This window comes from Bacillus sp. GMs2/2 (genome assembly GCF_050172095.1).
Taxonomy (GTDB): domain Bacteria; phylum Bacillota; class Bacilli; order Bacillales; family Bacillaceae_G; genus Bacillus_A; species Bacillus_A cereus.
Window position 1 is genome coordinate 1 of sequence record NZ_JBNLYE010000261.1, and the last position, 5887, is coordinate 5887.

The following is a 5887-nucleotide window of genomic DNA, read 5'->3' on the forward strand; positions in this document are numbered from 1 at the left end:
ATAATTCTTTTTTATCCAGATTCTACATCCTTAAGTTAATGGATGGGTGGTGGGCTCCTATAGGGGCGTAAAGTACTCAAAACTATGAACGTTTCCGCAACATTCCCCTTTTCCTCTTTCGAATAAAATTTATAGGAAGATATAATAAAAGTATAACGATATAAGGGGCGTCTTTTATGAGAAAAGAGAAAAGACAAAGGCTAATTAAACAAGCGGTGAGAGAGTATGAAATAGATACACAAGAAAAGTTAGTAGAGCTGTTAGCAAAAAAAGGGGAAATTGTAACACAAGCTACTATCTCGCGAGATATTCGCGAATTAAATATAATAAAGACAGTTTCTTCAAACGGTTTAACTATATATAAAAACTTCACAGGAGATAATATACAAACTGATATGATGTTAAAGAAAAAGTTGGGAGAAGTTGTCGTAAAAATTGATTATATAAATCAATTAACCATTATTAAAACTTTACCGGGTAATGCACATGTTATAGGGGTGTTATTAGACTCTGTAGACTGGAAAGAAAAAGTAGGGTGTATTTGTGGGAATGATACATGTCTTGTAATTTCAAAATCACAATCAGATAGGGAGATTCTAGAAGAGAGATTAAAATTAATTATGTAGATAAAAAACTACTAATACAGGATTTTATTTCGTTACAGAAATAAAGCAGCTTTTCCGGAGCCTTGGTAATAAATTAAACTTTTAATTGGGATACTTTACGGTATATTGAAATTAATTGTCTTCTTAGTTGCTGAAGATACTTAATATAGAAATGATGTTGGAGTAGCGGGAAAAATAATTAATTCTAAATACGAATTTTTAACGTAAGGTAGCTAAAATTTGAAAGTGAGTACAATTAATCGAAATTGCTAGTTATAAGAGAGGGTAAAAGTATCTTGTAAAGTAATGCATATAACATAGAAAGATATAAGAGATAGGTGAAATTTATGAATACAAGACAGAAAGAAATTTTATTTCTACTATTATCTGAATCTAACGACTATTCATTAGTACAAGACCTTGCGGATAAGGTGAATTGCTCTGAAAAAACAATTCGTAATGACTTTAAAATAATTGAGGAGCATCTTGCGAATTATTCAAGTGCGCTTCTTGTTAGGAAACCGGGATTAGGTGTGTACTTAGAGATTGAGGAATATGAAAAGGTGGACTTGTTTAATAAACTTTATTGTATTAATAATTGCACAAAGTATGAATCAGATGAAGAAAGAATTCTACAAATTGCATACAACTTATTAATGAATGTAAAGGCAGTTACTGCACAGGAAATGGCATCCCAACATTTTGTAAGTCGAACGACTATAAAAAAAGATTTAGATAGAATTGAAAAATGGTTACATCATTTTGATCTAACCATTGTTTCAAAACAGCGAGTTGGACTTATTATTGATGGAATTGAAAAGAAAAAAAGAAGAGCATTGGCTAGATTATCAGATTTGATTCGTAATTCTGATCTTACGAATCAATTTATTAAAGAACAATTTCAATATCATGAGGTTGAGTTTGTTACGAACGAATTGAAAGCGTTACAAAAACGAAATGCATTGTTTTTTACAGATGACACATTTGAAAGTTTATTAGTGCATACATTGCTCATGGTACGGAGAATGAAACTTAAACAACCTATTTTAAATGCTGAAAAGGAAATTAAAATACTGAAAGAAACAAAAGAATATATATGGACATTGGAATTTTTAAAACAGTTGGAATGTGTTTTTTCAGTTCATTTTACAGAAGAAGAAGTTACGTATTTAACAGCTCATATTTTAGGTGGGAAAATTCGTTATCAAGATAAACCAATGCAGGACAGCACACTTACTGAAAGTAATCCAATTCTTTCTATGGTTATACAGCAATTAGTTAAACGTATGTCACAGTTATATGAAATTGATTTCAGTAAAGACAAAATTTTAATTGAAGGGTTAACGATTCATTTATATACCGCATTGAATCGCTTAAGCTATGATCTTTCTGTCTCTAATCCGATGTTACACGATATAAAGAGAATGTATCCCTATGTGTTTAATGTATTGATACAAGTATTAGAAGAGATAAATGAATCTCTAAATATATATATTCCAGAAGAAGAAGCGGCTTATCTTACTCTACACTTCGAAGCATCTGTTGAACGGTTAAATCACCAGGAAAAATCTAAAAATGTAATTATTGTTTGCCATATGGGCATTGGCATGTCGCAGTTGTTACGTACAAAAATTGAGCGTAAATTTCGTCATATCCATGTTATGGACTGTATTTCAAAAGCTGATTTACAAAGTTATATAATGAAACATCGTGATGTGGATCTCGTTATTTCAACTACTAGTCTTTCAAGACTAAACATTCCTCATATAGTAGTATCCCCATTATTAGAGGGGCCAGAAGAAAAGAAGCTAGGGGACTTTATACAAAATTATGATGAGCCAAGTTATAAAGAACAAAAAGATTTTGTTATGTTCAATTATACATCTCCATTTTTAGTGTTTTTACAACAGGATATACAGCACCCATATGAGCTAATTGAAAAGTTAGCGTATGCTTTGCATAGTAAGGGGTATGTAGATAAAGAGTATGCAGAAAATGCAATCATAAGAGAAAAAATGTCAGCAACAACGATTGGGGCAGGAATCGCAATTCCCCATGGCAACCCAAAATTTATTCAAGAATCAGTAATTGCAATTGCTACATTAAAGGAACCAATTGATTGGGGAGAAGAGAAGGTATCACTTGTATTTATGCTAGCAGTTAAAAGTGATGGACAAGAGGTAACGAAACAATTGTTTCAGGAACTATCCTTTATAAGTGAGCAACCATCCTTTATTCAAAAGCTTACGAAAGAAACAAACGTAATGAAATTTTTGTCCTTTTTACATAATTAACCGAAAAGTGGAGAATCAAATAACCCGTTTTTCACTTGGGTAAAAGGTTTATTTTTCCGGAAGTTACGGTAAAAAATGAAACTTTTGACGTCGTAATATTAATTTATAGTAAGTGTAGGCGCTTAGTAAAAAGTGTGAGGAGGATTAAGAATGAAATTGTTAGCGGTTACATCATGTCCAAATGGGATTGCCCATACTTATATGGCAGCTGAAAATTTGCAAAAAACAGCGGATAAATTAGGAGTCCAAATGAAAATTGAAACCCAAGGTGGAATAGGGGTAGAAAATGAGTTGACGGAACAAGATATTCGCGAAGCAGACGGCATTATTATAGCTGCAGATAGAGTCGTAAATAAAGATAGATTTGTAGGGAAAAAATTGTTGGTTGTTGGGGTACAAGATGGTATTCGTAAACCAGGAGAATTAATTCAAAAAATAATCAGCGGGAATGTACCTCTTTATCATTCACAGTCAAAAATAGTAGAAAGTAACCAACAGGAAAGAAAGCAAAATCCGATATATCGTCATTTAATGAATGGTGTATCTTTTATGGTCCCATTTATCGTAGTCGGGGGATTATTAATTGCAATTGCGTTAACACTTGGGGGAGAAAAAACACCTGGGGGTTTAGTGATTCCGGAGGGTTCTTTCTGGAAAACTATTGAACAAATTGGTGGTGCATCATTTACGTTCATGGTTCCAATACTAGCTGGATATATTGCATATAGTATAGCGGATAAGCCTGGACTTGTTCCTGGTATGATTGGTGGATATATTGCAGCAACAGGAAGCTTTTACGGAAGTGAAAGTGGTGCTGGTTTTCTTGGTGGTATTATCGCTGGTTTCTTAGCTGGTTACATGGCGTTAGGAATCAAAAAATTAAAAGTTCCAAAAGCGATTCAACCAATTATGCCGATTATTATTATTCCGGTATTTACTTCTCTTATTGTAGGTTTAGCATTTGTATTTATTATTGGTGCCCCTGTCGCACAAGTTTTCGTATCATTAACAGCTTGGTTAGCAGGTATGCAAGGGTCAAGTTCAATTCTCTTAGCATTAATTTTAGGGGCAATGATTTCATTTGATATGGGTGGTCCGGTCAATAAAGTAGCATTCTTATTTGGTTCAGCAATGATTGGAGAAGGAAACTATGAAATTATGGGTCCAATTGCTGCAGCAATTTGTATTCCACCAATCGGGATGGGACTTGCTACTTTCATAGGTAAGGGGAAATTCCAAGATTCAGAGAGAGAAATGGGTAAAGCATCATTCACAATGGGGCTATTTGGTATTACGGAAGGTGCGATTCCCTTTGCAGCACAAGATCCACTTCGGGTTATTCCAAGTATAATGGCTGGTTCGATGACGGGTGCTGTGATTGCGATGATCGGTCATGTAGGAGACAGAGTAGCACATGGTGGTCCAATTGTTGCAGTGTTAGGGGCAGTAGATAATGTGTTTATGTTTTTTGTAGCTGTAATTGTAGGCTCTATTGTGACAGCTGTTGTAGTAAATGTATTGAAAAAAGACGTTTCAAAGTTAGAAAAACAAGAAAATGAACAACTAAAAGAAGTATCAACAACAATAGAAGTGCAACAACTGGAACGAGAGACTCAAGTAAGAGGCGAACAAGTAGACAAGGTAGAAATTAAAAAATTAACAGATATTACAAGTTTAGAATTAATTGAAACGGACTTAAAAGGGGAAACACGAGATGACATCATTGATGAAATGATTCAAAAGTTAAAGCAGGTGGGTGCATTACATTCAGTGACAGAATTTAAACAGGCTATTATGAACCGTGAGCAAGAAAGTACTACAGGTATTGGTATAAACATTGCGATTCCACATGGGAAATCAGCTGCCGTTAGGAAACCGAGCGTGGTATTTGGAATTAAACAATCGGGTATAGATTGGAACAGCCTTGATGGAACGGAAGCAAAGTTAATATTTATGATTGCGGTACCAAAAGGAAATGAAGGAAATGAACATTTAAAAATCCTTCAAATGCTTTCTCGAAAACTAATGGATGATAGTTATAGAGAGCGGTTATTATCTGTTCAAACAAAAGCAGAAGCATACAAACTACTAGATGAAATTGCATAGAATGGAGGATTCAAATCATGACTGAACCATTATTTTTTGCACCTGTTTTTAAAGAAAGAATTTGGGGTGGAACACATTTAACTTCTTTTGGATATGAGATTCCATCAAATCAAACTGGAGAGTGTTGGGCTTTTGCTGCACATCAACATGGACAAAGTATTGTTAAGAACGGAAAGTATAAAGGGCTATCTTTGGGTGAATTGTGGGATAACCATCGAGATTTATTTGGAAATATGGAGGGGGAGCGTTTCCCTCTTCTTACAAAAATTTTGGATGCCAATCAAGATTTATCTGTTCAAGTTCATCCCAACGATGAGTATGCCAGCGCACATGAAAATGGAGAACTAGGAAAAACAGAATGCTGGTATGTAATCGATTCCATAAAAGACGCGGAAATTATTTATGGACATCATGCGAAAACAAAAGAAGAATTCATGGCTATGATTGAAAAGAAAGAGTGGAACCAACTGTTGCATCGCGTGAAGGTGAAAACTGGAGATTTCTTCTATGTACCGAGTGGAACTGTTCATGCAATTGGTAAAGGGATTTTGATATTAGAAACGCAGCAAAACTCTGATACAACCTATAGATTGTATGATTATGATAGAAGAGATTCAGAAGGTAATTTACGTGATCTTCATCTTGAAAGCAGTATTGATGTAATAGAAACTCCATGTATTTCGAATCAGTTAACATTTAAAAATGAAAAAGTAGATGATTTGAGTATAACTAATTTTATTAAATGTCCGTATTTTTCAGTGGAAAAATGGGAGTTAGATGGATCAGCTAGTTTGGAACAACAAAAAGCCTTCCTTCTTGTTAGTGTAATACAGGGAGAAGGTGAGTTAATTAAAGAAGGTGAGCACTATTTCTTTAAAAAAG

General features: G+C 34.1%; 4 protein-coding genes. All 4 read left to right on the plus strand.

Going from position 1 to position 5887, the window contains the following annotated elements:
* Window positions 1-176 precede the first annotated feature (176 nt).
* A complete protein-coding gene (locus ACQGS6_RS21810) occupies window positions 177-626 on the plus strand; it encodes an arginine repressor (RefSeq protein WP_001224401.1) in 450 nt (149 codons plus the stop codon).
* A 326-nt stretch (window positions 627-952) separates the two neighbouring features.
* Complete coding sequence (locus ACQGS6_RS21815) at window positions 953-2899, plus strand: BglG family transcription antiterminator (protein ID WP_097961678.1); 1947 nt, start codon at window positions 953-955, stop codon at window positions 2897-2899.
* A gap of 150 nt (window positions 2900-3049) precedes the next feature.
* Window positions 3050-5005, plus strand: coding sequence for a fructose-specific PTS transporter subunit EIIC (locus ACQGS6_RS21820; RefSeq protein WP_369622670.1), 1956 nt, complete (start codon window positions 3050-3052; stop codon window positions 5003-5005).
* Window positions 5006-5022: 17 nt separating this feature from the next.
* On the plus strand, window positions 5023-5887 hold an 865-nt coding region (gene manA, locus ACQGS6_RS21825), incomplete at its 3' end, for a mannose-6-phosphate isomerase, class I (RefSeq protein WP_426965595.1).